The organism is Ulvibacter sp. 2210JD10-4, assembly GCF_058148525.1.
In genome coordinates, this window is sequence record NZ_JBYVJZ010000001.1 from 1,018,396 (window position 1) to 1,043,425 (window position 25,030).

The 25,030-nt window shown below is 33.8% G+C and carries 31 protein-coding genes; 7 read left to right on the forward strand and 24 right to left on the reverse strand.

Going from position 1 to position 25,030, the window contains the following annotated elements:
* Positions 1–25: 25 nt before the first annotated feature.
* The gene (locus tag ACY2RT_RS05060) at positions 26–856 is read left to right on the forward strand and encodes a universal stress protein (protein ID WP_490154791.1); all 831 of its coding nucleotides are present in this window, start codon (positions 26–28) and stop codon (positions 854–856) included.
* 12 nt (positions 857–868) lie between these two features.
* Here the strand turns inward: ACY2RT_RS05060 and ACY2RT_RS05065 are convergent, their stop codons facing one another.
* The 13 genes from ACY2RT_RS05065 to ACY2RT_RS05125 form a co-directional block, all read right to left on the reverse strand.
* A complete protein-coding gene (locus ACY2RT_RS05065; RefSeq protein ID WP_490154792.1) occupies positions 869–1,867 on the reverse strand; it encodes a 2-hydroxyacid dehydrogenase in 999 nt (332 codons plus the stop codon).
* Positions 1,867–2,502: a hypothetical protein gene (locus ACY2RT_RS05070; RefSeq protein ID WP_490154793.1), complete on the reverse strand. Its 636-nt coding sequence runs from the start codon at positions 2,500–2,502 to the stop codon at positions 1,867–1,869. The genes ACY2RT_RS05065 and ACY2RT_RS05070 overlap by 1 nt, the downstream gene beginning before the upstream one ends.
* Before the next feature lie 37 nt (positions 2,503–2,539).
* The gene (locus ACY2RT_RS05075) at positions 2,540–2,956 is read right to left on the reverse strand and encodes a hypothetical protein (protein WP_490154794.1); all 417 of its coding nucleotides are present in this window, start codon (positions 2,954–2,956) and stop codon (positions 2,540–2,542) included.
* Positions 2,957–3,045: 89 nt separating this feature from the next.
* On the reverse strand, positions 3,046–3,489 hold the full coding sequence (locus ACY2RT_RS05080) for an Hsp20/alpha crystallin family protein (RefSeq protein ID WP_490154795.1): 444 nt from the start codon (positions 3,487–3,489) through the stop codon (positions 3,046–3,048).
* A gap of 112 nt (positions 3,490–3,601) precedes the next feature.
* Positions 3,602–4,972: an MBL fold metallo-hydrolase RNA specificity domain-containing protein gene (locus ACY2RT_RS05085; RefSeq protein WP_490154796.1), complete on the reverse strand. Its 1,371-nt coding sequence runs from the start codon at positions 4,970–4,972 to the stop codon at positions 3,602–3,604.
* Positions 4,959–5,834 (reverse strand): ATP cone domain-containing protein, encoded by an 876-nt coding sequence (locus ACY2RT_RS05090; protein ID WP_490154797.1) that lies wholly within the window; start codon positions 5,832–5,834, stop codon positions 4,959–4,961. The genes ACY2RT_RS05085 and ACY2RT_RS05090 overlap by 14 nt, the downstream gene beginning before the upstream one ends.
* A gap of 9 nt (positions 5,835–5,843) precedes the next feature.
* Entirely contained in the window at positions 5,844–6,695 is an 852-nt protein-coding gene (locus ACY2RT_RS05095) for a universal stress protein (protein WP_490154798.1), read from the reverse strand.
* Positions 6,696–6,759: 64 nt separating this feature from the next.
* Positions 6,760–7,608, reverse strand: coding sequence for a universal stress protein (locus ACY2RT_RS05100; protein ID WP_490154799.1), 849 nt, complete (start codon positions 7,606–7,608; stop codon positions 6,760–6,762).
* Between the two features lie 13 nt (positions 7,609–7,621).
* The gene (locus tag ACY2RT_RS05105) at positions 7,622–8,476 is read right to left on the reverse strand and encodes a universal stress protein (protein WP_490154800.1); all 855 of its coding nucleotides are present in this window, start codon (positions 8,474–8,476) and stop codon (positions 7,622–7,624) included.
* 17 nt (positions 8,477–8,493) lie between these two features.
* A complete protein-coding gene (locus ACY2RT_RS05110; RefSeq protein ID WP_490154801.1) occupies positions 8,494–9,342 on the reverse strand; it encodes a universal stress protein in 849 nt (282 codons plus the stop codon).
* 123 nt (positions 9,343–9,465) lie between these two features.
* Complete coding sequence (locus ACY2RT_RS05115; protein ID WP_490154802.1) at positions 9,466–10,305, reverse strand: universal stress protein; 840 nt, start codon at positions 10,303–10,305, stop codon at positions 9,466–9,468.
* Between the two features lie 80 nt (positions 10,306–10,385).
* Positions 10,386–11,444, reverse strand: a complete 1,059-nt coding sequence (locus tag ACY2RT_RS05120) for a response regulator (RefSeq protein WP_490154803.1) — start codon at positions 11,442–11,444, stop codon at positions 10,386–10,388.
* Positions 11,445–11,458: 14 nt separating this feature from the next.
* Positions 11,459–12,682, reverse strand: coding sequence for a PAS domain-containing sensor histidine kinase (locus tag ACY2RT_RS05125; RefSeq protein WP_490154804.1), 1,224 nt, complete (start codon positions 12,680–12,682; stop codon positions 11,459–11,461).
* A gap of 106 nt (positions 12,683–12,788) precedes the next feature.
* Between ACY2RT_RS05125 and ACY2RT_RS05130 the strand changes: the two genes are divergently transcribed.
* The 4 genes from ACY2RT_RS05130 (at position 12,789) to deoD (ending at position 15,536) form a co-directional block, all read left to right on the forward strand.
* Positions 12,789–13,193 (forward strand): hypothetical protein, encoded by a 405-nt coding sequence (locus tag ACY2RT_RS05130; protein WP_490154805.1) that lies wholly within the window; start codon positions 12,789–12,791, stop codon positions 13,191–13,193.
* Between the two features lie 11 nt (positions 13,194–13,204).
* Positions 13,205–14,086 (forward strand): RsiV family protein, encoded by an 882-nt coding sequence (locus ACY2RT_RS05135; protein ID WP_490154806.1) that lies wholly within the window; start codon positions 13,205–13,207, stop codon positions 14,084–14,086.
* An 89-nt stretch (positions 14,087–14,175) separates the two neighbouring features.
* On the forward strand, positions 14,176–14,820 hold the full coding sequence (gene deoC, locus ACY2RT_RS05140; protein ID WP_490154807.1) for a deoxyribose-phosphate aldolase: 645 nt from the start codon (positions 14,176–14,178) through the stop codon (positions 14,818–14,820).
* A 14-nt stretch (positions 14,821–14,834) separates the two neighbouring features.
* Entirely contained in the window at positions 14,835–15,536 is a 702-nt protein-coding gene (gene deoD / locus ACY2RT_RS05145) for a purine-nucleoside phosphorylase (RefSeq protein ID WP_490154808.1), read from the forward strand.
* 69 nt (positions 15,537–15,605) lie between these two features.
* Here deoD and ACY2RT_RS05150 read toward each other — a convergent pair whose 3' ends face one another.
* Both ACY2RT_RS05150 and hpf read right to left on the reverse strand, forming a co-directional pair.
* Positions 15,606–16,442, reverse strand: a complete 837-nt coding sequence (locus ACY2RT_RS05150; RefSeq protein ID WP_490154809.1) for a universal stress protein — start codon at positions 16,440–16,442, stop codon at positions 15,606–15,608.
* 10 nt (positions 16,443–16,452) lie between these two features.
* Positions 16,453–16,752, reverse strand: coding sequence for a ribosome hibernation-promoting factor, HPF/YfiA family (hpf, locus tag ACY2RT_RS05155; protein ID WP_490154810.1), 300 nt, complete (start codon positions 16,750–16,752; stop codon positions 16,453–16,455).
* A gap of 191 nt (positions 16,753–16,943) precedes the next feature.
* Here hpf and upp point away from each other — a divergent pair, with 191 nt between their 5' ends.
* Positions 16,944–17,597 (forward strand): uracil phosphoribosyltransferase, encoded by a 654-nt coding sequence (gene upp / locus ACY2RT_RS05160; RefSeq protein ID WP_490154811.1) that lies wholly within the window; start codon positions 16,944–16,946, stop codon positions 17,595–17,597.
* On the opposite strand, the gene ACY2RT_RS05165 is transcribed toward upp, so the two are convergent.
* The 8 genes from ACY2RT_RS05165 to ACY2RT_RS05200 all read right to left on the reverse strand — a co-directional run bounded on the left by ACY2RT_RS05165 (position 17,594) and on the right by ACY2RT_RS05200 (position 23,646).
* Positions 17,594–18,064, reverse strand: coding sequence for a hypothetical protein (locus tag ACY2RT_RS05165; RefSeq protein WP_490154812.1), 471 nt, complete (start codon positions 18,062–18,064; stop codon positions 17,594–17,596). The genes upp and ACY2RT_RS05165 overlap by 4 nt on opposite strands.
* 9 nt (positions 18,065–18,073) lie before the next feature.
* Positions 18,074–18,442 (reverse strand): cupin domain-containing protein, encoded by a 369-nt coding sequence (locus ACY2RT_RS05170; protein ID WP_490154813.1) that lies wholly within the window; start codon positions 18,440–18,442, stop codon positions 18,074–18,076.
* Positions 18,443–18,459: 17 nt separating this feature from the next.
* A complete protein-coding gene (locus ACY2RT_RS05175) occupies positions 18,460–18,825 on the reverse strand; it encodes a rhodanese-like domain-containing protein (protein WP_490154814.1) in 366 nt (121 codons plus the stop codon).
* A gap of 107 nt (positions 18,826–18,932) precedes the next feature.
* Positions 18,933–20,348, reverse strand: coding sequence for an MBL fold metallo-hydrolase (locus tag ACY2RT_RS05180; protein WP_490154815.1), 1,416 nt, complete (start codon positions 20,346–20,348; stop codon positions 18,933–18,935).
* An 80-nt stretch (positions 20,349–20,428) separates the two neighbouring features.
* Positions 20,429–21,229: a sulfite exporter TauE/SafE family protein gene (locus ACY2RT_RS05185; protein WP_490154816.1), complete on the reverse strand. Its 801-nt coding sequence runs from the start codon at positions 21,227–21,229 to the stop codon at positions 20,429–20,431.
* A gap of 79 nt (positions 21,230–21,308) precedes the next feature.
* Entirely contained in the window at positions 21,309–21,941 is a 633-nt protein-coding gene (locus ACY2RT_RS05190) for a Crp/Fnr family transcriptional regulator (RefSeq protein WP_490154817.1), read from the reverse strand.
* Between the two features lie 5 nt (positions 21,942–21,946).
* The gene (locus ACY2RT_RS05195) at positions 21,947–23,050 is read right to left on the reverse strand and encodes a DUF6920 family protein (RefSeq protein ID WP_490154818.1); all 1,104 of its coding nucleotides are present in this window, start codon (positions 23,048–23,050) and stop codon (positions 21,947–21,949) included.
* Between the two features lie 11 nt (positions 23,051–23,061).
* Positions 23,062–23,646 (reverse strand): porin family protein, encoded by a 585-nt coding sequence (locus ACY2RT_RS05200; RefSeq protein WP_490154819.1) that lies wholly within the window; start codon positions 23,644–23,646, stop codon positions 23,062–23,064.
* Positions 23,647–23,872: 226 nt separating this feature from the next.
* Between ACY2RT_RS05200 and ACY2RT_RS05205 the strand changes: the two genes are divergently transcribed.
* Positions 23,873–24,538 (forward strand): peroxiredoxin, encoded by a 666-nt coding sequence (locus ACY2RT_RS05205; RefSeq protein WP_490154820.1) that lies wholly within the window; start codon positions 23,873–23,875, stop codon positions 24,536–24,538.
* Positions 24,539–24,602: 64 nt separating this feature from the next.
* On the opposite strand, the gene ACY2RT_RS05210 is transcribed toward ACY2RT_RS05205, so the two are convergent.
* Positions 24,603–24,989 carry a hypothetical protein gene (locus tag ACY2RT_RS05210; RefSeq protein WP_490154821.1) on the reverse strand — a complete coding sequence of 129 codons (387 nt, stop codon included), beginning with the start codon at positions 24,987–24,989 and terminating at the stop codon, positions 24,603–24,605.
* Positions 24,990–25,030 lie beyond the last annotated feature (41 nt).

A 25,030-nucleotide genomic window follows, 5' to 3' on the forward strand; every position in this document is an offset into this window, starting at 1 on the left:
ATTTTGAGTAGTAAAGTAAATGAAAATGAAGAATATTCTCTTACCCACAGACTTTTCTAAAAATTCTATCAATGCCATAACATATGCTCTGGCTTTTTTTAAAAATACTGAAGCGAATTTCTTTGTATTGAATATTCAGAAAACATCTAATTATACAACAAGTGATTTGATGTCCACTTCTGAAACTTCTTCTGTTTATGAAGCTGTTTTGGATGATAATAAAAAAAAGCTTCAGGAATTGACAGACAGGTTGAGAAAAGAGAATGCTTCAGAAAAATATAGTTTTAAGGCATTATTGGATTTTGATGTTTTTACAGATGCCGTGAGACAAGCGGTAAGTTCAAATAAGATAGACCTTATTATTATGGGAACCAATGGTGCCACAGGAGCAGAAGAAGTGATCTTTGGCAGCAATACCCTAAAAGTAATTCGGCAAGTAGATTGTCCGTTGATTACAGTTCCCGAAGGTTATCAATTTAAAAAAATTAAGTCCGTTTTATTCTCGACCAATCATAAAAAATTTCCTTTCAAAAAGTTAAAGCCACTTACAGAGGCTTTAGTAATCCATAATGCTGTTTTAAAAGTTTTGGATATTGAAGAAAAGAGTTCTGAGGTATCTACAACCGAAATTGAATCTTTTTTGGAAAATATTCCCAAAAGTATCGACTATACTATAAATACTATAGTTGGAATAACGCCTATTGATGCTATTAATGCTTTTGAACAACTCTTCCCGGTAGAATTACACGCTATGTTTGTAGAAAAGCAGAGTTTTTTGGATCGGTTCATATTTGGTTCCAAAACTTCTAAAATCAACTACAGTAGTAATGTCCCAATGCTCATAATGCACTACTAATATCTTTAGCAGCTAGTGAATGAGTTCATTTATAGGAGTTGTATTTTGTTTCCAGCATTCAATATTGTAAAAAGTCGTTTCGGCAATTTTCGTTAAAGCGTCCTCTGTTACAAATGCCTGGTGTGGTGTCAATACAATTTTAGGATGACCTATTACTTCCTGAAGCACCTCGTCATTTATTTTATTTTCAGAATGGTCATAGAAAAAAATACCGCTTTCATTTTCATAGACGTCTGTTGCATAACCTTCTATCTTTTTAGAATTTAGTCCTTCCAAAATATCCTTGGTATTTACAATAGCACCTCTGGCAATATTTACCAAAATAGCTTTTGGTTTCATTGTGTCTATTAACTGTTTGTTGATCAGGTAATGTGTTTCAGAAGTTAAAGGGACACATACAAATAGGATATCTGCCTGTTTACAGAGCTCTTTAAGTGTTGTGTATTGAATACTGAATGATGTTTCAAGTTTGGAGTCCTTTTTTAGATCATTTGCCAAAATATTGCATCCAAAACCATGGAGGATTTTTACCAGCACACTTCCTATTTTACCGGTTCCTATTATTCCGGCTGTCTTTTTGTGTACGTTAAAGCCAACCAGATTGTCTAAGGTAAAGTCATATTCTTTTATTTGCTTGTTGGCAAGAATTAGCTTTCTATTTAATGCAAGCATTAATGCTATAGCATGCTCGGCAATTGCATTTGGGGAATATCCCGGGGCATTTGCAACCTTAAACTTTAATTTTTTTGCAATTTTAAGATTGACATTATCATATCCTGCAGAGCGCAACGTAATATATTTTACTCCAAAATCTCTTAACTTTTGAAGTACAACCGGAGAAGCATCATCTGCAGAAAAAATTGAAATAACTTCAAAACCTACTGATAGCATAGCCGTTTTTGAAGTAAGCCTTTCCGAGGTATATGTAATGTCAAATCTGTTTTCATTTGCATTGTCCAGGAAAGGTATTTCAAAATTCTTGGCGCTATAGACCAGTACCTTGTTTTTCATTATTGAACTACTAAAAGCTGTTGATCTTCAAACTCTTTTATTAAAACTTTTACATAATCTGAAATGGACTTTTGAGTCTTTTGCGGGTCAACAATATCAATAGATCCTTTCCATAGCAATTCTCGCTCTTTACCGGGACAGATACAGTATAGTGATGTTTCAGAATGGTATACCTGATAAAATTCCCTTTTTTGCTCTTTGTAATAAACATTTTGATTTTCATAAAAATAGTCTCTGAAACTATCAATGTTATTGCTAAAACTATTGAAAGAATTTACTAAGTTGGTTTTACTTACCGAACCTGTAATCTTTGAAAACAATACTGCATCAAAACCTGCATCAAGTAATTGATTTTCAATTTCATTGAGCTCTTCTTCAGATTTTTCGGCATTTGTAAAAGATTGGTCAAAAAAGTCAATACTTCGTACAGCAATGATGTCTTTCTTTTCTAATTGCGAAGTGAGTGTTTCTTCAAACATTCTTCTTGTATCTTCATTTGCAGACATTCCAATAACCAGCACTTTATTGGCTTCAAAGACCGGAGTATCCGGACTTTTCCATTGATTTACCAACTTAGTGGATGAGCAGCTAAATAGGCTGAATGCAAGGAACAGAAATATAAATTTGATCTTCATAATATGTGGTTTTAAAGTTTTTTGATAAATGAACTGTTTATTTTAATAATCTTCTTTGTTTTCCCTCTTTCATGATTTGTTTGATGAGGTTGAATATTTTTAGTTTTATTTTTTTAAATTTTGAATAGTAGGCTACTACTTCAAACATTAATTTATAGTGGTCTTCTTTATATCCTTCCAGCTCTCCGGGAACCTCTTCTTCATCTAAAAGGATTTGAAGGTTATTACCATGAGCCATTGTTTTTTTAAGCAAGGGTTTTAACTTCTTTTTATGCTGCGATAACATACCGATGGCCACTTTACTTTTTTCAAATACATTACCGGAGATAAGGCCTAAGGTGTGATTTTTAATAAGATCTTCTAAAAATTGCTGTTCATCTTTTATGAAGCGTAATTCCGAAATGCTATTCAATATATCTTCATGCAGGTCTTCTGTACTTCGCCACTCTATCATATTTAATATTTGATTTATTGATTTCCATAATCTTATATTTTAAAAAGCAGAGAATAACTTTTCACTTATTCTCTGCTTCCCGTGACAGGTTAATCTATTTCAATAACTTTCTTTGGAATCATTTTAGCCTCCTCTTTTTTTAGAAGGTTTAGTTTTAATATTCCATTATTGTAAACAGCTTTCACTTTTTCTTTTGGGTCTACACTTTTTGGAAGTTGTAATTTTCTTTCAAATTCATTATAACTAAATTCTTTTCGGTTATATCCTTCTTCAGTGTCCTCTTTTTCTTCGCTCTTTTGAGCGCTTACTTGTAGTAGGTCGTTTTCTAAAACAACTTCTATTTCATTTTTTGAAAAGCCTGGGATGGCTAATTCAATTTCAAAATTGTTTTCGTTTTCTTTCACGTTCATTGCAGGGATATTTCTTTCTTTTAGAAAGAAATCATCAGAAAGAAACTCATCTGCATCAAGCCAGGATGGTGCTCCATCGCTTAGCCACGGAAATCGTCTTCGGTTTAATTTAATTAGTGACATAGCATTTTAGTTTATTGTTATTAACTCCGTTAATTAACATTAAATTTAAGAGTATAATGCTTCATAAAAAATGACTATTATCACTTTTGAGTCTTTTTTAAAAAATAAAAAACTAAACTATAACTTCATGAATATCATATAGTTTAGGAATAGAAATACGCCATTTATATTTGTCCTGAATTTTCATCCGCAAAGCATCCGAAGCAGTGGGTTCTCCATGAATTAAAAAAACATTTTCAGGAATATTCTTAATATCTCCTATCCAATTCAATATACCTTGCTGGTCTGCATGTGCCGACAAACTTTCTATGTGACAGACCTCTGCTTTGACCGGATAATACTTACCAAAAAATTTAATTTCGTGTGCTCCTTCCAGTAATTGCCTTCCCCTGGTTCCTTCGGCCTGATATCCAACTAATAGAATGGTGGTTGTTTCCTCATCAATTAATTGCTTAAGATATGTAAGAACTCTGCCCCCGGTTACCATTCCACTTCCGGCAATTACTACTTTTGGCCTTGGATTGTCTATAGTCTCCCAGGTTTCTTTATACGAAGTAATGATCTGCATTCTGTTGCTCATAGCCCTGAATTGTGATGGAGATAATTTGTGCCATTTTGAAAAGCGTTCGAATACAGAAAGGACATTATTCCCCATAGGGCTGTCAATAAATATTGGAACATTAGGGATTCTGTTTTCATGATACAGTTTCCATAGGATGAACATAAGTGTCTGCAACCGTTCCACGGCAAAAGACGGGATAATCAATGTTCCTCTTTCGTTAATGGTTTTTTTAATGAGTTCAATTAATTTCTCCGAAACACTTTCAGTGGGATGTAATTTATTGCCATAGGTACTTTCTAAGAACAAATAATCTGCCCAACGAGGTTTTTCGGGTGGAAATAGTAACAGGTCATGTTCCTTGCCTATATCTCCCGAAAACACGAATATTTTTCCGAAGATATCTAATTCGATATAGGTGGATCCAATGATATGGCCATTGTAACAAAACCTGTACTTTATATTTTCTGTTAGCTCTATCCAGCTGTCTTTTTCTTTTGGTTGAAAATATTTGATCGTTGTTTCTGCATCTTTTGTAGTGTAAAAAGGAATTGCCGGTTTATGTTTTGAATAGCCTTCCTTATTTGCTTTTTCAGCTTCTTCTTCATGAATTTTAGCACTATCCATTAAAATTATTTCAGTAATCGCTAAAGTAGGTGCAGTTCCAATTATTTTTCCGCGAAAACCCTGTTGTACAAGGCGAGGTAAATAGCCTGTGTGATCCAAATGACCATGTGTAAGTAATATGGTACTAATTGCTGAAGCATCAAAAGGAAAATCTTCCCAATTGCGCTCCCGAAGTTCCTTCAGGCCTTGAAACATTCCACAATCAATCAAGATATTCTGCTCAGGTGTTTCCAATAAAAATTTAGAACCTGTTACCGTTCCCGAAGCTCCCAGAAAATGAATCTTAGTTTTTCGCATGTGTATGGTTTGAACTTTGACACAGCATGTTGATCTCGTCCAGAATATTCTTCTTCCGTTTTTCTGAAATGCCTAAATGGTCTAAATAAAAAACATCATTGATCAGTTCTCTGCATAATACAACATCGCGGCTTAATAAAAACTGTTTTTCCCGTTGTGTAAGCAAAGTAGATACAGTGATTGGATATAGGCCTAACCGGTCTATTCTTTCCTTGAGTCCATTATTTTGCGGATAATCCCAACTTAACAAAAACAGTCCGGAGCAATTACCATATTGCAATGCATCTGCAGTAAAGCGTGTATTTGTTACCACCCAGCCTTGATTGGGAATTTCTTCCTTGGTTTTTGATTTTTCATAGTGGTTGAGGATGTCCCGGTACCGGGAATGGATATATAAAGGGACTTTAACATCACAATTTCTACCTTCTTCGTTATGAAATTTGCATTCTGCAACGATATATTGCCCATTCTTATATGCAATAACATCTACTTCATGTGAAACACATTTGCCATTTAGGAATTGCCCTATTTTTATTTCATATCCTGAATAGTATAAAATTGCTCCTACAAATTTTTCAAATGGAAAACCTGTAGGACCCAATTCATAGATCGCCTTTTTTAATTTGTATTTTGATGCATAAACCCGTTTCTTCTTTTTTAGCAATGCAAAAGCACGATTGTAAATCTCTTTAGTAGAGATCCCTTGATATAGTTCATCTCGGACTATATCTACAATATTTTGCACAACAGAGGCTTCTGCTCCACTACGGTGTAAGGAATTTTTCAGTTTTTCAATAGAAAAATTGGTTTTATGCCCTGATGATTTTATAATTTCAACTTCTTGATCTTCTCGCTTTTTCATATCTGAAAATTAATTTCTGAAGTCATGCAATGCCAATACCGGAACTTTGGAATGCTCACCTAATGTTTTTACCATGGGACGAGAAAATATACTTGCAAAAAAATTGTGCTTTTTGTTGATAAAAGCTATCATATCTATATCCCTGCTCTGTACAAAACAATCCAGCCCGGTTTGTACGTCTGTGTTTCGAAGAGTGTGAAAACTAAACTCTGAACCATCAAAGATTTCTTGAAGCAGTTGCTTATTATCAAGTTGGTCTTGGGATAACTCTTCTGTTTCTGAAACATGAAGGATACGAATGGGGGCATTTGTAATTTTGGAGATCTCAACCAAATAATTCAGTTCTCTTCGTTTGTAATGTGTTTTAAAACTAGTGGGAAACACAATTTCTCTGGGTTCCAGGTAAATAACATCCGGAGGAATAGCTAAAACAGGGCAGTTCCGTACTTTTTCCATTACTGAAACCGTATTGCTGCCAAATACAATATCTATTGCATTGGTAGCTCCTTTGGTTCCCATAACAATTAATTCGATATCCTTTTTTGCGACTATCTCTTTAATGGTTTCAATAAGTGACCCAAATGCAGAAATTGTTTCGTATGTATGTCTGGAATATTCATCCCTAAATGATAGCTTTTTCAATAGTTTATCCAATCCCTCCTGAGAAGCTTTTTTCGAAGCTTCGTACATCATCTCACCGGGCTCTGGCACCATCATATTGTCTGTGACATAACTACTCACCGAGTATACATTAAGCAAGTAGAAATTACAATCTTCATCTTTATAGAGCTCAATCGCATAGCTTAAAGCACTCCAGGCATTTTTGGAAAAGTCCGTAGGTATTAAAATTTTCTTTTTCATGTCTACATCGTATTTTATTTATTTCAAATATAGCTTTGGTAAACAACGACTACCACGATAAAAATCAATTATTATGGGGGATCACTAAATATGGAACCGAGGTATATTTCCCTATTTTTTTCACTACGGATTCTCTAAATATTCTCTGAATGATGTTGTATCTATAATAGATCATTGCCAATAAGTTGATCTCGTGCTGTTTTACAAATTGGTTGATCATTTTAGATTTAGAACCCTTTTCTTCTATAAAATGAACCTCTGTATTAACTCCTTCAAATTTGCGCTCAATCTGTTGTAAATGCTTTAATTGAACATCATTTAATTCATTCTTAGTGCCAAAATGGATAATCTCAATTTGTGCATGATTACGGTTTGCCACAGACAATAAAAAATCTAGTTCCTGATCTTTCACCGTGTGTTTAAGACTTGTTGGATATGCAATCTTATCGAGCTTGGTATAATTAACTTCTTCGGGAATAATAAGTAATGGGCTATTCTTTAATTTTTTTAGGATTTGTATTGTAGTATTGCCTAGAATGACTTCTTCGGCAGCAGTTTTACCTTTTGTACCCATAACAATTAGTTCTGCACCCTCCTTTTTTATCAATCTATTTAAGGCATTAGGCAATCGTTGCGAAGTTATTACCAAAGAATAGGTATGTCCCAATGTTTTGGTATCTGCCGTAATTTTCTTAATCAATGCATCTCCTTCTTTTTGAGATTGGGTATTTAAATCAGCAACTATTTTTTCAGACTTTCCAACGTCAACTCTGCTTGTCAACCCGGAAACCTGTCTTTCAAAAGAATGCAAAATATAAAAAGTGCAGGGTTCAGCACTATATAAGAATGTAGCATACTTTAGAGCTTTGTAAGCGTTCTCTGAAAAATCTGATGGAACTATTATTTTTCTCATTATAATTTTGGATTTATGATTGGATTCGTTCTTTGGAAGGAATTACCAAAAAAGGAATATTGGTATGATACGCCACTTGATTGATTACAGGTTTAAAGAGCATGTTCTCAAAGAATGAATGCTTGTTGTGGATCATTATTAAAAGGTTGATCTTTTTCTTTACCTGAAATTTTTCAATAGCTCCTAATACATCTGTATTTTCAGCTATATGAAATAGGTGGGCGTTCCCTTTAAAATATATATCCAAAAAGTCTTTCATTTCAATTTGGTCTTTGCTCAACGGTTCACCATAATACGCATTAAGAATATTTAACCTGGAAATATGACCGTCACATATTTCCTTGATAAGCGAAAGGTATTTATTGTTTTTATCCAAATGATAATCTGTAGGGAACAGAATTTCCTTGGGTGCTTCATAACTAAATCCGGAGGGAACTGCTATTACAGGACATTTTGCCTTTTTAATTGTAAATGTAGTATGTGTACCTAAAAAAACTTCTTTGGCACCGGTAGCTCCTTTTGTTCCCATAATAATAAGATCGATTCCCTGTGTTTCCACCAAATCAATTATTTCCATCACTAACAAGTTAAAGCTGGCTATTTTTTCAAAGCTGTGCTTTGGATTGTTGAACTCTTTTTTGAGCGATGCTTCGATCTTATCCAGGCTTTCTTCTGAATTGGTCCTAACAATTTCCTGTAGTCGTAATGCAGAATAGCTATCTGCCATTGCTCCAACATTGTAAGCAGCCGGAGTAAAGGTATTTAACAAATAAAATTTACATTCTTCCTTTTCAAAAAGCTTCATTCCATATTGAATGGCATTGTATGCATTCTCTGAAAAATCCGTAGGTACTAATATCTTTTTCATGAGGTATTATTTTAAAATTAATAGCGAGGTAAATTTTGAAGTACCAAAAATGGTATTTGAATGTGCAGCCCTATTTTTTGAATCGTTGACACGTACAAAACATTTTCCAGATAGGAGTGTCTTGAATTTATCATAACCAACATGTCAATTTTGTTTTTTTCAATAGAATCATTGATTGCCGCTGCAATGTCTTTTCCCGATATATTTAAAAAAGTTGTTTTATTTTCAACCATATAACATTCTAATAAAGATTTGTTATCCTGTTGCCTGAAGGAGATGTTTTCGAACTTAGACACATATAAAAAATTGATTTTAGCAACAAAATTTTTGGCGATAGTGCTCAAAAGTTTTAACTCTCTACGTTGATACGGCAATTGATAATCTGTTGGAAAAAGTATCTCTTGCGGATGCACGTCATTATATTTTGACGGAATAGCCAATACAGGGCATTTTACATATTTAATCACCTGTAATGCATTACTACCAAAAGTGATATCCCTGTCATCTGTTTTCCCTCTTGTCCCCATGACTAGGACATCAATATTTTGTTTATCGACAATATCGTTGGCTTCATCGACCAGGCTACCAAAAACAGACAAAAAACTATAATCATGTCTGGGGTTTGGGGAAATCTTCAACATTTCATCCAGTACTTTTTGCAATTCTCCGTCTGATCTTCTTCTTACTTTTTCTTTATACTCTTCAAACAAAGCACGAGACATTTCTATATTGTTTTCATAAACCTCATCTGCAAAAGCATGCATAATAATAAACTCACTTCGCTGATACTTAAAAAGCTCCATGGCATATTTAATAGCATTCATTGCATTTTCAGAAAAATCTGTTGGAATTAGTACTTTTCTCATCACTTTGCTTTCTTTTGGTTGTATTCAAAACTATTATTTCTAAGTGAAAAAAAATATGATAATTGTCAGCTAGCCATTGGTTTTTAAGATAGTTACATTGTTGAGGTACTATAATGGAAATAATTATTCATGCAATACCAAAAAGGGAATTTTGGTATGGTAACTTATTTTTTCAACTGTAGGTTTGAATAATATTCGCTGGAAAAAATTGAGGTTTTTTGCAACCATAGCTATCATATCTACCTGATTCTTTTTTGAAAAACTCTCTACAGCGCTGTCAATATTTTCATCTGTAATATAATAGAAGTTGTGTGGTTTATCCTCCAAATGTTCCTGCAAAAAAGCTCTATTCTTTTTTTGAAGAGGGCTTAGATCGTGAATTTTTTTTGAAATGTATAGAATACTTAAAACCGTTTTTTCAATTTTGAGTATTTCGGAAAGGGTATTTAATATTTTGTTTTTATAAAAAATATTGAAATCTGTAGGAAACACTATATTTTTCAGAGGTCTGTATGCTGCATTTTCAGGAATAACAAAAATCGGGCATTTTACCTTGGTTATCACATCACTTGTATGACTACCTATTGTGGCATTATTATATTGCGATGCGCCTTTTGTACCCATAACTATATAATCGATCTCCTTCTCGATCACATGATTTCTTATTGCCTCGATAAATTGTATATACTCATGAATAGTATAAAAGCTATGATCTTTATTTTTAGAAAAGGTTTTAATTTTTTTTAACTCGGTTTGTAATTTTTCGGAAGGGTCATATACAACTTTTTCATTTAGTGCTGTATCCGAAAATTTATAAAAGCATTCCTGTTCATTTAGCTCATCTACTAATGAAACATGTAATAAATAGAAAGTTGCCACAGTATCTTTAAAAAAAGACACTGCATATTTAATGGCATTTTCGGCATTATCAGAAAAATCTGTTGGGATTAAAATCCTCTTCATTTCAATACATTGTATTAAACAAATGTATCCTGATGATCTTTTCTAAAGAATGACAATAGTCAGTTTTTAAAAAAACTTGCTTAATCTATTAATTGAAGCCTTTGCAGGTCGAGGATTTTTATGTTGCGGCCTTCTATATCAATAAGTCCTTCTTTCTTAAAGCCGGAAAGAGTTCTTATTAAGCTTTCTGTAGCAATACCGGCAACACTTGCGAGATCATTACGAGAAATTTTAATGGTATCCTCTGGCTTTTTATTGAGTATTTCTGCAAATTGAAGTATGGTCTGAGCTGTTTTTTTACGTACCGAACTATATGCCATTTGCAGAAGCTGCTCTTTAACTTCAGAGAGGTTGTCGGTTAAAACATTCATTAGTTCCAGAGATACGTTATTACTTTTCCCAAGTACTTCTTTTAATTCCATTTTCGAAATTGCTGCCAGCTCGACATCTCCTACAGCTGTGGAGGATTCCTGGTAAGGAATGTTTTCTTCAAAAGAAGTAAAACCTAAAAAATCATCTTCTTTATGCAGTGCAGTAGTTAATTCTTTACCGCTCTCATCCATTTTATGGCTTTTTACAACTCCTTTAAGAATAAGAAAAATATTATTAGAATGATCTCCGATCTTATAAATAGTTTCTCCTTTTTTATAAGTAGAAATGATGCCATTATCATCAAAAAAGTTTTTAAGCTCGTTTAGATTTCTCAAGCTATTTCCATCTTCCTCACTTATTGGGATTTGAGGTTGATCCATCATAATTCTTGATAGAATACTGGCTTTAGCTAAACGACTTTCAAGAGCACTCAATAATTCTTCTTCTTCAAAAGGCTTGGTAAGGTAATCATCAGCACCGAGATCCATTCCCTTACGAATCTCTTTATGTTCTGTTTTTGCTGAAAGGAATATAAAAGGAATCTGGTTTACAGAAGGATCATCAGCAAGTGATTCTAAAACACCATATCCATCTACTACAGGCATCATAATATCACATACTATAATATTCGGTTTTTCTTTTTTTGCCTTTTCAATTCCCAATTTTCCGTTAGGAGCAGTAATCACCTTATAATTATTAAGCTCCAGTAATTCAGCGGTGTTTTCACGTAGGGCAGTATCGTCTTCAATTATAAGGACAGTTTTCATGATAATTTGTGGTTCTAAATGAGAGGAAATTCGACTGTAAAAGTACTCCCTTTGTTTTCTTCACTTGTAAAGGTAATTGTCCCGCCCACATTTTCCAAATGACTTTTTACGATATTGAGACCAATACCCGTTCCTTGGTCCAACAGTGCATTTTCTGCCCTGAAATATCGATTGAAGATAAATTTTTGTTCTTTTTTAGGGATACCCATTCCTTCATCTTGTAAACTAATGGAAAGTTTATCTCCTTTTGATGTAACACTTACATCTATAGTGCTATTTTCCGGAGAGTATTTAATTGCATTGTTAATTAGATTGGTAAGAATAAGTTCTAAAATCTTTTCATCAAAATTAACTATTATATCATCTATATCCTGAGGGTAATTAATTTTCTGACCGTCTTTAAGTAGCATATTAGCGTCATAAATAACTTCATTTATAACTTTACTAAGTGGAAATGTACTAAACTTATAGGTTGCCTTACCAGACTCAATACGCTCAATAGATAGAAAATCATTTAAGATATTGTTCAAATACTTAACTTTACTTTGAATGGTTTTAAGATGTTTTTCTCTTTTATCCTGTTGTTCTGTTTGAGTATATTTTCCTGCTAATGTAACTGAGGTTAGAATTCCGCTTAAAGGTGTTTTAAATTCATGAGAAACTAAAGAAAGAAATTTAGTTTTAAGTTCATTAAGCTCCCGTTCTTTCTGCAATGATTCCTTTATTTTATTTTCTGCTTCTTTACGCTTTATCACTTCTTCTTTTAATTCCAGGATAGTACTGTGGAGTTCTTTGGTACGTTTTTCGATCTTCTGTTCCAAGCTCTCATTAAATTCCCTGATTTCCCTTTCCTGATTCTTTCTAACGGTTATATCACTAACCAACGCCATCACGTATTGGGTTTTATAGATCATGAAAGGATTTAACCCGGCCTCTACCGGAAAGACAACTCCATCTTTTCGCAAACCAAAGATATCCCGTCCATGGCCCATTTGCCTTACTCCACTGTGATCGATAAACTCTTCAAAATGCCCTTCATGCTTTTTATGGTATTCCTGTGGAATCAGAAGATTGAGCTGTTTCCCTAATAGTTCATCATTTTTATAACCAAACATTTCATTGGCTGCTCCGTTAGACGCTACAATCACTTGCTTATCATTAACAATAATAATGCCTTCTGAGATCGCTTCAGAAAGTAATTTAAAAATATTTCCTTGTTTTTCTTCAAAAACATTCATGTCCTCAAAAATAGTAATTAATAATAGTTTACCGAACTGATTTTTATCATAAAATAAGGTATTGAAGTTTTCTACTTTTATAAAGTCTTTTTAAAGAAATGCAACTATGAACATGTCGCAAAAACCCGAAATAATATTTTATCAAAAAATAGGAAAACTATTCTATGCGATTGCTGCTGCTGATAAAACTGTACATGAGAAAGAATACGAGGTCCTATTGCAAATTGTAAAATCCCATTGGACAAAGCTTGATGCTTATGAAGATGAATTCCATTCAGATGCTGCATTTCAAATTGAAATTGTGTTTGGCTGGTCAGACTATAAAGAACTTAAAGCCGATGCGTGTTTTGAAGAATTCAAAGATTTTAAAAAAGAGCACGAAAAATTGTTTGGAGCTAAAAAAAAAGAGCTTATCTGGAAAACTGCTAATACAATTGCCAGTGCTTTTGCCGGCAAAAACAAATCGGAATTAATAATGCTCACAAAGCTTAAACTATTATTAGATCAGTAAACCCTTTTCCTATGAAAATTATAGAAAAAAATTTTATCATTTTATTATTTATAGCCCTTGTAGGCTGCAAAAGTGATACAGATAAAAAATCTGTCGAAAAGATTACCAATGACTCCTTAGAAATTGTTGAAGATAGTTTGATCGTTTCAGAAAAAGATATTGAATTAAAAAAACAGCAAACTATTACCATAAAAAGGGAAGAACTCATTAAAAAGGAAGATGAAAGAATAGAATTACAGGACCTGGTAATCTCAAAATCCTTTTTTAAAGAAGAAGACCTGTACGTTCTGGACTTTAAATATCCCTATCTGAATGAAGTAATAAAACCTTCTTATAGTAATTTTAATGAATATCTTCATAAGTATTATATAGATGTTAAAGGGGTAGAAGCTCAGATCTTAGAAGATAAAGAATTGTACTGTGACACCTTAAGAACAAATAGCTACAGAGAAAAAAGAAAAGTAGATTATAAGATCTACAATGTCAATGAGCAGCTTATAAGTGTGCTGTTCTATAAAGAAAATTACTATTCCGGAGCAATGCATCCCTCTTATACTTTTGATTGTCTCAACTTCGATCTTAACAGATCTGTTTTTATGAACTATGAAGACTTTTTTATTGAAGGTTCCGAAGAGGAATTAAGAACTATTTTAAATGAATTACTTTCAGAAAAAATTTCCTCAGGAGAGTTGTTTTACGATTGTTGGGAAATATCGGCAGATGATTTTTTTGAATACAAGAACAATTTTGTAGTGGATGACACTATGGTAGAATATTATTTTGATGATTGTGTTATATGTCCATCATACACAGGAACATATTCTATTAAGATACCTTTAGAAATGTTGCTTCCAGTATTAAAGAAATATAATTTGAATCCATTAACGGGTTAAAGTTCTTTTACAAATTAGCATCTTAGGTTATAAAAACTTAACTTAAACATGAAAAGTAATTTTAGTGCTATTATTAACTCATACAATTAATGGACTTGAACAACTATATAGACCATACCTTATTAAAACCTACTGCAACACCCGCAGATATTGTTAAACTTTGTGATGAAGCTAAAAAGCACAAATTTTATAGTGTGTGTGTTAATAGTTGTTACGTTTTTCTGGCAAGTAATGAGTTGCTTAATTCTAAAGTAAAAATAGTTGCTACTATAGGCTTTCCATTAGGTGCTTCTTCTTCCAAAGCTAAGCGGTCCGAAGCAAAAAGATGCATAAAAGATGGTGCAAATGAAATTGATATGGTTATCAATATTGGTTTTTTAAAACATAATCTTTACAAAAGTGTTCGCGAAGAAATTTCTGCTATCAAAGATATTACAGGCGACAAAATCCTAAAAGTAATTATTGAAACGTGTTATCTCACAGATGAAGAAAAACGTATTGCCTGCCATATTGCAGCGAAATCCGGTGCAGATTATGTAAAAACATCTACAGGTTTTGGTACTGGTGGTGCTACTTTTGAAGATGTAAAATTAATGTTGGAGGAAGTTGGAGACCAATTAAAAGTAAAAGCTTCAGGAGGTATTAAAGATACTGCAACCGCGCAACAGTATATTGATCTGGGGGTAAGCAGAATTGGAACCTCATCCGGAATAACTATAGTTACTTCTACATAATAAAAACAGCTGGCATGAGTATACACATAGAAGCAAAGAAAGGAGAAATTGCAGAGTCTATTTTATTACCCGGTGACCCTATGCGTGCCAAATGGATTGCAGAAACCTTTTTAGAAAACCCTTTTTGTTATAATGATGTTCGTGGAATGTTAGGCTACACCGGCACCTTTAATGGAAAGCCAATTTCGGTGCAGGGAACCGGGATGGGAATTCCATCTGCATTGATCTATTGTCATGAATTGATAAACAATTATGGAGTAAAAAACCTGATCCGGGTGGGTACTGCCGGTTCCTACCAAGCAGATGTAAAATTGAGAGATATCGTAATTGCTATGGCGGCTTCTTCTACCTCAGGAATTAATAATACCAGATTCATTAATGCCGATTATTCTCCTACTGCAAATTTTGAATTATTTATGAAGGCTGCTCAATATGCGCAGCAGCAAAACATCCCAATTAAAGCAGGGAATGTACTTTCTGCAGACGAATTTTACGGAGATGATTCGGAATCATATAAAAAATGGGCGAAATTTGGTGTGCTTTGTGTTGAAATGGAAGCTGCCGGATTATATACAATAGCCGCAAAATTTAATGTAAAAGCCTTAGCTATTTTAACTATTTCTGATTCTTTGGTTACAAAAAAGGAAACATCTGCAGATGAAAGAGAAAGTACTTTTAGAGCCATGATAGATATAGCACTTAACACACTTTCATAAAATAAAAAGGGTTTCAAAATATGAAACCCTTTTTATTCTTATCAACCTTTACTCTTTAAACTGTATTCATTATATTTTGAAAGTAAGCACCGGTATATCCGAATGATTTGCGAGGTCTTCCCCTACACTTCCGAAGAAGAAATGTGCTAATCCACGGCGACCATGCGTAGAGATCGCTATTGCATCTGCATTTATCTTATTGCTATAAGTGAAGACCCCGTCTTCAACTGAATAATCGGATACATATACTACTTTTTCTAAGCTATCCATACTTCCGGAATCTGCTTTATGAATAAACTCACGAACCTTTTCTTCTATTTGTCCAGTACTTCTAAATTTTTCATTTGGAAGGTTTACATACAATAAGTGAACATCTGCATCGAAAATATCAAACAGCTTCTTTGCTTTTTGATATGACGGAATGCTTTCTATTTCAAAATCGCAGGCAAACACAATATTTTTAAAACTGAAACCATTAATTGGGTTCTTAATGACCAGTACCGGAATTTCTGAAGTCCTTACAACTTTCTCTGTATTAGAACCTACAAAAACTTCACTTAAACCACTACTTCCGTGAGATCCCATTACTATAAGGTCTGCTCCCCGATCTTTGGCTACTTCATTAATCTCATTGAAGTGCTTATAGTTATAAACAGAATCTGTTACTTTAATTCCTTCCAGGTACTCTTTGTCCAGGAATTCTTCGAATCTCTTTTCTGCCAATTTTAAATAATACATAGCTTCAAAAGCTTCTTTGGATTCATTTTTATTAATGACTGCTTCAGATAGGCCCATCATATGCAGGGCTATGATTTCGGCGTTTTGCTTTTTTGCAATGATTGCAGCTGCTTTTAAAGCATATTCAGAATGTTCTGAAAAGTCAATAGGTACTAATATCTTTTTCATGTTTTGGTTTTTAATGTGAAGTGAAATTTGCTTTACGCTTTTTTAATTGTTTGTCTAGGTCGGAAATTGTTTCTTTTACTGCCATTTCAAAATTCTTTTCTTTTGAAGTAGCAAACAATCTTGGGCCCGGTGCACTTAATTCAATTTCACAAATCTTTCCTTTTCCAGCAGGGTCCTTTTCAAATTTAAAAAACACCTGTGCCCTAACTAACCAGTCGTATTTTTTTGCCATCTTTTCAAGCTTTTCTGTCACATAAACAGACATGGTCTCACTCGTTGGCATTTTTACATATTGGATTTCTATATTCATAACTCTTTATTTTACTTTATCAAACTTACTGGGGAATTCTCACAAAAAAAATGATATATGTCATTTGCAACTAGCGAAAGTATCTCATTTTTTATTCTGAAAATACAATAATGTGCAACATAATAATTATATGGAAAATATCCTGCCAACTAATATTATAAAAACGTAATTTTAGGATAAATTTAGCAGTTATGGTCATTCACAATTTTGAAGAAGAAGATTCTGTTTTAAATCAATTTATAGCAGAGTTGCGAGATGTTGATATACAAAAAGACATGATGCGTTTTAGAAAGAATATTCAACGCATTGGAGAAATTTTAAGTTATGAGTTAAGTAAGACCTTACAGTATCAACCAAGAGAAATAGAAACTCCTTTAGGAACTAAAAGTATTTCATCTCCTAAAAATGAACTTGTTCTGTGTTCTGTCTTGAGAGCTGGGTTGCCACTACATCAAGGGCTCCTAAACTATTTTGACAAAGCCGAAAATGCCTTTATTTCTGCTTATAGACACCATCCGGAAGGTAATGATGATTTTGATGTTATTGTAAACTACTTGGCCTCTCCGGGTATTGATAATAAAACTTTAATATTGACAGACCCAATGCTGGCTACTGGAAAAACACTGGAGAATGTTTTAAAAGCTTTTAAAGATCATGGCGAACCCGGACAGATCCATATTGTTTCAGTAATTGGTTCAAAAAAAGGGGTTGATCATGTAAATAGTATTTTTCCTGAAGATACGCACCTATGGATTGCCGCAATAGATGATGACCTAAATAGTAAAGGATATATCATCCCCGGATTAGGAGATGCGGGAGATCTGTCTTTCGGGTCTAAACTTTAGCCCTTTCTTTTGCCTCGTCCTTGTCTAAAATGAGCCTCAAACCATTCTGGTTGCTCTATATCATTTTCAAAGATATATTCTGAAATTTTGATAATATCTTCCTCCGAAAACTTCTGAAAAGACATTACTCCAAAACGTTTTACCGCACCCGGCATTTTAGACTTTTCCTCGGAAGGTTCCTTGATCCAGTCCAGCATATCTTTAATAAATTCTTTCTTTGTAGTACCTTCAGTTATATAATGCCTTTTTATTGCGATCATTGGAGGTGCCAGTCTATTCTCCATAGATGCCGAAGGGTCATAACAGGCATTACATTTAGATTCCATTAATCTCTTTCCGGGATGTTCCTGTTCATTTATATAACTAGCACTTTCAGAATTCCCGGAAATCATTTCATAACTACTTTCCGGAACATCATTACATCCAAATGATATCAAAGCAATGCCCAATATGAGTATATTTTTCATAGAAAATACTTATTTCAGTAATAAAAACTTGATATCGGTTTCCGGATATACTCCATGATCTATATCCTTTGGAAGGTTTATCATGTCACCTTTGGTAACAAAGTATTCATTACTACCTATTGTAATCTTAGCACTACCCTCCAAAATTACCAAAGGAGCATCCATTGGGGCTGAATGCGGTTCTAATATCTGGTCTTTCTTTATAGCAAACAGTATCATCTTATAGTTTTCACTTTCAAAAACCACTTTATTTACAATTTTGTCCCCATATTCAACTTTAGAGGCAAGGTCCATTTCACCTGGAGTTTCCATTTTTTCCTGATTAGTACAACTTAAAGTCAGCAAACCGGCCATCACAATCACTAGTATTTTTTCCATCATCTTAGATTTTTAATTTATTTCCAGGCCATATAGCCACCTTTCAGGTCATATATCATTGTAAAGCCCATATCTATAAGTTTTCCGGCAGCTTTCCTGCTCCTGGCGCCGGAACGACAATATAAATAAACAGGTTGACCTCTGTCAAGTTTACTAACTTTTTCGCGAAAAATTGATTGCTGAAAAAAGTCTATGTTAATGGCTTTTTTTATGTGGCCAGATTTGTATTCATTAGGAGTACGAACATCAACTAATTGTACTTTACCGATACTAATGGCTTCTTTAAAATTAGCTGTGTTTAATATTTTAATATTTTCTGAATTCTGAGCTGTAGCGCTAAAAAGTGAACTTAAAAAGGACATAATTACAATTATTTTTTTCATCGTTTTTTAAAAGGAAGCAGTCTGTTAACAGACTGCTTCCTCAATCTAATCAACCAAAACAACTCTCAGGTAAACCTTTAACCTGCCAGAGTTTAATTTTATATTTTTTATAGCATTGTTGTTGGGCAAACATATTCAGACCTTGGCACCTCTGTTTTGGAAATATCTCTGAAGCCTCCAATAACATCTGTAACAGTATTCCAGCCTCTTTGTTTCAGAATGGATGCCGCTATCATACTCCTGTAACCACCTAAACAATGTAGTATAAATGACGTGTTCTTTGGAAACTGAGCCAAATGTGTATTTATTTCATTTAAAGGAATATTTACTGCCCCTATAACATGTTCCGAATCAAATTCGCTCTTCTTTCGTATATCAAATACCAACGAATTATTTAGTTTGTATTCTTTTTCAAAATCCTCAGCAGTAATTCTTTTTATAGTTTCAGTATCTTTTCCTGAATTTTTCCAGGACTCATAACCGTCCTTTAAATATCCTATGGTATGGTCATATCCAACTCTGGATAAACGCGTCATTGCTTCTTCTTCTTTGCCCGGATAGGTAATTAATAGTATTTCTTGTTTTACATCCGGGATCATTTCTCCAACCCACATGGCAAAATTGCCATTGAGTCCAATATTGATGGAATTTGGGATATATCCTTTTGCAAAATCTTCAGGGTCCCGGGTATCGAGCATTAACGCCTGAGTTTCGTTAGCTACTATTTCAAAAGCTTCCGGTGACAAAGGTTTCCCTCCTCTTTCCAAGATAGTATCTAAACTTTCATACCCTTTTATATTCAACAAAACATTTTGAGGAAAATATCCGGGGGGTGGGGTAAGGCCAGTTAATAGTTCTGTAATGAATTCTTCTTTGGTCATGTCAGGTCTCAAAGCATAATTTACTTTTTTCTGATGCCCTAAGGTATCTGTTGTTTCTTTACTCATCATTTTCCCACAAGCAGATCCTGCCCCGTGATTTGGATATACAATCAGGTCGTCGCTCAAAGGCATTATCTTATTTCTAAGAGAATCGTACAAATGTCCGGCCAGTTTTTCTTCTGTAAGTTCAGATATAACATGCTGTGCCAAATCCGGTCTTCCCACATCGCCTATAAATAAGGTATCTCCGGTAATAATGCCATGCTCTTCACCATTTTCATCTATTAGAAGGTATGTAGTACTCTCCATTGTATGGCCGGGTGTATGGATCGCTTTTATTTTATAGTTACCAACTTCAAATAACTGGTTGTCTTTGGCTATAATGGCATCATAACCAGGCTTTGCAGTAGGGCCAAATACAATTTTTGCACCTGTCTTTTTTTGAAGGTCCAAGTGGCCACTTACAAAGTCTGCATGAAAATGAGTTTCAAAAACATATTTGATCTTTGCATTGTCCTTTTGGGCACGGTCTATATAAGGCTGTACTTCTCTAAGAGGATCGAAAATTGCTGCTTCTCCATTATTTTCAATATAATATGCCGCGTGAGCTAAGCAACCGGTATATATTTGTTCTATCTTCATATCAAATCTATTATGATCAATTATGAGAACAAAAATACAACAGTCTCAAGAAGTTTTCAGTAACTTTAGTTACATTAATTTTATTTTGTGAATTCTCTAATAATAATGTAGATACCCATAACTAAAACAAACCATCCAAAGCCTTTTTTCAGCTTTTTCCCATTGATAAATTTGTTTAACCAAACACCTATAAAAATACCCGCTACCGATAAGGAAGAAAAACTTAGAAGGAAAGCCCAGTCAATATCCATATTCTCTATGTCACCAATAAATCCAATTAAAGATTTAATTGCTATAATAAGCAAAGAGGTAGCAATAGCTTTTTTGATAGGTAGTTTTGCCAGGAGAACCAAAGCAGGAATGATTAAAAAGCCTCCTCCCGCACCAACAATACCGGTAAGTAAGCCCACACCCAATCCTTCTATAATAATTAATGGATAGTTGTACGTTACAGCAACTGTTTCTTCAGGGTCCTTAGATTTTGACCAGATCATGGATAAAGAAGCTAAGAGCATAATGATACCAAAAAACACCATAATCCCAACGTTCTTTGTAACCAAATTATCTCCTATAAAAAATAATTCTTCTGGAATTGCAGGAACAATAAATTTTCTGGTAGCATATACTGCGATGAAAGCAGGAATTGAAAATACAATGGCTGTTTTAAAATCTACCAGCCCTTTTTTCATATTCTGAAAGGCACCTACCAAGGCAGAAACACCTACAACAAATAGTGAATATGCAGTTGCCGTTACAGGATTAATATATAAAAGATATACAAAGATTGGTACAGTTAATATGGAACCTCCACCGCCTATAAGTCCTAAAATGACACCTATTATCAAGGCTGCAACGTACCCTAATACTTCTGTTATTTCCACTATCTATTGTTTGCTTTTTCTTTGACAAAAATATTTGGCAAGATACTATAAAGATGTAACTAATGTTACAAAAAAAGAATTATAGAGAAATAATTTTGATATTATTTCTGTGAAGCTCTATTTTTCCTAGTAGTTCAAGTCTTTTCAATAATCGCGAAATCACAACTCTCGAAGTGTGAAGCTCGTATGCGATTTCCTGATGTGTGCTATGAACGGTTGTACTTTTTGTAACATTTACTTTATCGCGAAGGTATTTTAACAGTCGTTCGTCCATATTTAAAAAAGCGATACTGTCTATGATCTCCAACAATTCATTAAAACGATTGTGATAGCTTTCAAAAACAAAGTTTCTCCAACTCTTGTATTTCCCGGTCCATTCTTCCATTTTTTGCACCGGGATCATTATAAGTTCGGTATCTAATTCTGCAACAGCTCTTATCTCACTTTTAGTTTGTCCCATGCAACAAGTCATTGTCATGGCACAAGTATCTCCGCGTTCCAGAAAATAAAGCAGTAATTCATCACCATCATTATCTTCTCTTAATATTTTTATGGCGCCAGAAATTAATAAAGGTACAGACCTCACGTAATCCCCAATTTCTATGAATTTATAGCCTTCAGCAACATTTTTAAAAATACCAACATGGTTTATTTCCTGAAGTAATTCCTCTTCAAAAAGATCTCCGTAGTTTTCCCTAAGTTCTTTAAGCATTAGTGTTATTTGTATAATTCAATTGTGTTATACTTCAAATCCGTTATTTCTACCTTTAGCCAGTTAAAATCTCCTTCTGCCAACTTCCAGGTAACATTACATTTATATGGTAAATTAAAATTTTCAAATTCTTTAAATCCTTTAGCCTCAATGTACCATTTTTCGAGCTTTGCATCTTCACCTCCTCCATAGTAACGATCTGCTTCAAAAGCAATAAATTTTCCTCCTTCAGAAAAAGTATAAACTCCCGAAACACTTTTATCGTTTATCGTTAGTGTTGCCTTTGCTGAAGTTGCATCCAGTTGTTCCCAAACTACATATTCATTTAATGCCGCTGAGGGAAACCAACACATCTCACCTAAAAACCGAAGCATAGTTCCCGAATTTACCTTTTCATTTGGTTTTTCATCAGCCACTGGAATTACCGAAGCCAATTTAATAAGCATTTCTCCTTCTCCACCTTTAAATTTATCACGCCCTTTTAATTTAAACAACAGATTAGAACTGACAGTAGTACTCCAAACAAAGGAAGGAGCATTAATATCAAAATACTGTTGTGCGGTAAAAGACATCCATGTACTTTCCGGCTTGGTTCTCATTTCTCCTTTTTGTTTCAACCGGGCCGAAACCACTTTATTATTGCCAACTACATTTGAATATAGCATCCATTTCTGAATTATTATTGGTAAACCGGAAATATCTTCCATTTCTAAAGTTTCAAAATCTTCAATTCTTATCTGGTGCAACAATTCACTGGATTCTTCTTGGATTATTTTAGTAAATCTATGATCTGCAAAGGCCTGTATTGCAACTACTAAGATAATTATATTTGCAAAAGTTCCATATTTTGCATCTTGCCAAAACAGCGTTATCAATACTTGCGAAATAATCACCGAAATTACTGCAAGCAAAGGCCATTTTTCCACTTTTAAAAGAAACAGAAGAATAGTAACCAGAAATAGAAGTGTTGCAAACAACCAAACCAACCCCAAAGGTTTTGTAATATTCTTTGTAAGCTGGCTTATCTGGGTTATTTTAAACGCTTTTACAAAACCCATCAAATGGATCGATCCATGAAATAATAGTAAAAGGACAAATAGGTATTTCATTTTTGTAATATCTAGAACCTGACAGATAGTCCAACCCCAAAACCAATATAGCTAAGTGATATCTTTTTATTAATATTTTCTATTTCTATATCCGTTGAAAGATATCTGTAACGAACTTCCGGGCGTAAATTCCAATTATCTACAAACTCATAGGATATACCTCCTCCCAATTGCCAGCCAAAACCGTGATCTGTGTCTAAAACTGTGCTATTGGCGTTATTTTCTAACTCTATATGATTATAAACAGCTCCGACATTTAAGAAATAGGATATTGGAGGTTCACTTATTGGTAGTTTAAGCTCGGCACCAAAAGTGTAACCTGCTTCCTGAACATCAATTTTAGGGTCATTTGGAGATATTTCTTTTATGTTGAATTGATTCCAACTCCAACCTGCATAAGCAGAAAGGTGTGGCATCACATAATAAGATACCTTCACTTCAAAGCCAAATCCAGCTGTTAGGTCTGAACCGTCTATAGCTTTGGTTGGAAAATTAATTCCGGGTCTGAATTCTGCAGACCATTTCTCCTGGGAAAACATAGTTGTAGTGAATAATATAGCAACTAAAAGCCTTGTAGTCATCTTAAGTGTTTTCATAATAAGAGTTTAGCAAACACCTAAAGTATTGAAGAATTACGCAGATAAAAATGATAATCATCAGCTTTCAGAAAGATCTCAAAATATGATAAATCTCATTTTACATTTAATCTTTAAATAGTACTTTCCAGCCTAATCAAAATATGTTCTTTATGTAACATAAGTTGCTGAAAAAGAATAGAATTACAGTTAGTTTTGCTGAGAAATAAACAATAAAACAAAAGTTATGGAAACTATAGATAATGAGATGAATATAATGCCGAGAATTGGCGATGATGCTCCGGACTTTACTGCAGTCACTACACATGGTAAACTAAATTTTTCTGAATTTGCCAATGGAAAGTGGGTTGTTCTGTTTTCACATCCGGCAGACTTTACACCTGTATGCACTACCGAGTTAAGTGGTTTTGCTGAAAGAAAAAATGAGTTTGAAATACTTAATACAAAGCTAATGGGCTTGAGTATTGATAGTATACATTCACATTTGGCCTGGGTAAATAATGTAAAAGAAAAGACCAATGTATATCTGGACTTTCCCATCATAGCGGATATAGATATGAAGGTTGCCAAATTATATGGTATGTTGCAACCTAATGAAAGTGAAACTACAGCCGTAAGAGCTGTGTTTTTTATAGATCCTTTTTTAAAAATCAGGTTGATCATGTATTACCCGCTAAATGTTGGGCGTAATATGGATGAAATCCTTAGAGCTTTAGAAGCACTGCAAACCTCAGATAAGCATAAGGTGGCATTACCTCTAAATTGGAAAAAAGGAAATAAAGTAATTGTACCTCCTCCTAAAACTTTAACCGAAATGGAGGACATAATAGAAAATACTACTTATGAGAAGGTAGATTTCTACCTCGCTAAAAAAGAACTGGAATTAGATTAATTCCAGCTTATATTAGTTGTTTTTTAGTGGCTGGCAGTTATTAAATAGCTGCCAGCTTTCTATTTTAGTAAGGAACTACCTGATAACCAATATTCAGCAAGAAGACTCCTACTAAAAACAAAAGAACATAAATAACTTGTACCAGTTTTATATTGATAAACTCAAGCCACTTGGTTATTAGTTTGGGGAATGTAAACAACATCAACCCCTCACCTAATGCCATCCAGCCAATGAGCGTTATAATGAGCCTCCAATCTGATTCCCAGACATTATGAAAAAGAATGTTGAGTAATCCTATGATAATAGCCATAAAAGCTGCCAGTATCACAAATTTTTGATCTTTTAAATCTTCAAAAATTTGTTTGATGCGATTTGGGTTATAACTTAATATGAAAAAAAAGATCAGTAAGTACCAGCCCCAGAACTTAGCTAAAAAAATAGAGATGTCCATTCTATAAATGTTTTTAGGATTTACCTCTCAAATTTAAAGGT

Coding starts and splice junctions, on each gene's coding strand:
- ACY2RT_RS05060 (WP_490154791.1), top strand. CDS start 26: ATGAAGAATATTCTCTTACCCACAGACTTTTCTAAAAATTCTATCAAT.
- ACY2RT_RS05065 (WP_490154792.1), bottom strand. CDS start 1,867: ATGAAAAACAAGGTACTGGTCTATAGCGCCAAGAATTTTGAAATACCT.
- ACY2RT_RS05070 (WP_490154793.1), bottom strand. CDS start 2,502: ATGAAGATCAAATTTATATTTCTGTTCCTTGCATTCAGCCTATTTAGC.
- ACY2RT_RS05075 (WP_490154794.1), bottom strand. CDS start 2,956: ATGATAGAGTGGCGAAGTACAGAAGACCTGCATGAAGATATATTGAAT.
- ACY2RT_RS05080 (WP_490154795.1), bottom strand. CDS start 3,489: ATGTCACTAATTAAATTAAACCGAAGACGATTTCCGTGGCTAAGCGAT.
- ACY2RT_RS05085 (WP_490154796.1), bottom strand. CDS start 4,972: ATGCGAAAAACTAAGATTCATTTTCTGGGAGCTTCGGGAACGGTAACA.
- ACY2RT_RS05090 (WP_490154797.1), bottom strand. CDS start 5,834: ATGAAAAAGCGAGAAGATCAAGAAGTTGAAATTATAAAATCATCAGGG.
- ACY2RT_RS05095 (WP_490154798.1), bottom strand. CDS start 6,695: ATGAAAAAGAAAATTTTAATACCTACGGACTTTTCCAAAAATGCCTGG.
- ACY2RT_RS05100 (WP_490154799.1), bottom strand. CDS start 7,608: ATGAGAAAAATAATAGTTCCATCAGATTTTTCAGAGAACGCTTACAAA.
- ACY2RT_RS05105 (WP_490154800.1), bottom strand. CDS start 8,476: ATGAAAAAGATATTAGTACCTACGGATTTTTCAGAGAATGCATACAAT.
- ACY2RT_RS05110 (WP_490154801.1), bottom strand. CDS start 9,342: ATGAGAAAAGTACTAATTCCAACAGATTTTTCTGAAAATGCAATGAAT.
- ACY2RT_RS05115 (WP_490154802.1), bottom strand. CDS start 10,305: ATGAAGAGGATTTTAATCCCAACAGATTTTTCTGATAATGCCGAAAAT.
- ACY2RT_RS05120 (WP_490154803.1), bottom strand. CDS start 11,444: ATGAAAACTGTCCTTATAATTGAAGACGATACTGCCCTACGTGAAAAC.
- ACY2RT_RS05125 (WP_490154804.1), bottom strand. CDS start 12,682: ATGAATGTTTTTGAAGAAAAACAAGGAAATATTTTTAAATTACTTTCT.
- ACY2RT_RS05130 (WP_490154805.1), top strand. CDS start 12,789: ATGAACATGTCGCAAAAACCCGAAATAATATTTTATCAAAAAATAGGA.
- ACY2RT_RS05135 (WP_490154806.1), top strand. CDS start 13,205: ATGAAAATTATAGAAAAAAATTTTATCATTTTATTATTTATAGCCCTT.
- deoC (WP_490154807.1), top strand. CDS start 14,176: ATGGACTTGAACAACTATATAGACCATACCTTATTAAAACCTACTGCA.
- deoD (WP_490154808.1), top strand. CDS start 14,835: ATGAGTATACACATAGAAGCAAAGAAAGGAGAAATTGCAGAGTCTATT.
- ACY2RT_RS05150 (WP_490154809.1), bottom strand. CDS start 16,442: ATGAAAAAGATATTAGTACCTATTGACTTTTCAGAACATTCTGAATAT.
- hpf (WP_490154810.1), bottom strand. CDS start 16,752: ATGAATATAGAAATCCAATATGTAAAAATGCCAACGAGTGAGACCATG.
- upp (WP_490154811.1), top strand. CDS start 16,944: ATGGTCATTCACAATTTTGAAGAAGAAGATTCTGTTTTAAATCAATTT.
- ACY2RT_RS05165 (WP_490154812.1), bottom strand. CDS start 18,064: ATGAAAAATATACTCATATTGGGCATTGCTTTGATATCATTTGGATGT.
- ACY2RT_RS05170 (WP_490154813.1), bottom strand. CDS start 18,442: ATGGAAAAAATACTAGTGATTGTGATGGCCGGTTTGCTGACTTTAAGT.
- ACY2RT_RS05175 (WP_490154814.1), bottom strand. CDS start 18,825: ATGAAAAAAATAATTGTAATTATGTCCTTTTTAAGTTCACTTTTTAGC.
- ACY2RT_RS05180 (WP_490154815.1), bottom strand. CDS start 20,348: ATGAAGATAGAACAAATATATACCGGTTGCTTAGCTCACGCGGCATAT.
- ACY2RT_RS05190 (WP_490154817.1), bottom strand. CDS start 21,941: ATGCTTAAAGAACTTAGGGAAAACTACGGAGATCTTTTTGAAGAGGAA.
- ACY2RT_RS05195 (WP_490154818.1), bottom strand. CDS start 23,050: ATGAAATACCTATTTGTCCTTTTACTATTATTTCATGGATCGATCCAT.
- ACY2RT_RS05200 (WP_490154819.1), bottom strand. CDS start 23,646: ATGAAAACACTTAAGATGACTACAAGGCTTTTAGTTGCTATATTATTC.
- ACY2RT_RS05205 (WP_490154820.1), top strand. CDS start 23,873: ATGGAAACTATAGATAATGAGATGAATATAATGCCGAGAATTGGCGAT.
- ACY2RT_RS05210 (WP_490154821.1), bottom strand. CDS start 24,989: ATGGACATCTCTATTTTTTTAGCTAAGTTCTGGGGCTGGTACTTACTG.